The sequence below is a fragment of the Jeotgalibacillus proteolyticus genome, from assembly GCF_050107735.1.
Classification (GTDB): domain Bacteria; phylum Bacillota; class Bacilli; order Bacillales; family Jeotgalibacillaceae; genus Jeotgalibacillus; species Jeotgalibacillus proteolyticus_A.
The window spans coordinates 1-426 of sequence record NZ_JBNILO010000034.1 but is presented as its reverse complement, the minus strand read 5'-3'; the positions used below and the strand labels follow the sequence as shown (position 1 = coordinate 426).

The window sequence follows — 426 nt, the reverse complement described above, 5'->3', positions numbered from 1 at the left end:
GCATAGCCGACAGAATCAAATAGTTTATCGTTTTGAGGCCAGGCACTCCGGTGGTAGGCTTCTTTGACGTACCCGCTGTTGTGGAAGGTCTTGCGCATCGCCAGGTTGTCGTGGCGAGTGTGGCCTTCGATTCTTATTAAGTGCGGGTAGTTGGTGAATGCGAATTCTGTGAGCCATTTTACGGCATGGGCGCCTCGGTTTTGGCCCCTCGCTTGTTGTTTGAATCTGATGTCGAACAGACAGGTCGGATCTTCTAGATCGAAAAGTCGGAACATGCCAATGACAGTATTGTTTTTGTCTTGGATGAGGAAGGTTTTGGTCCCTTCATTTGTGTAGTTGCCTTCTTGGATGGAAGTTTGGATGGCTTCCTCTGTTGGGTTTTCGGTGCCATGGTATGGCCAGGTTTCTGTTGTCAGCAGATGGACA

Annotated in this window: 1 protein-coding gene; it reads right to left on the bottom strand. The window is 49.3% G+C overall.

Translation table 11 applies throughout. The features are described 5' to 3' along the window. The coding region (locus ACQCT8_RS19020) for a GNAT family N-acetyltransferase (protein WP_426873701.1) at window positions 1-426 on the bottom strand (426 nt) is incomplete at both ends.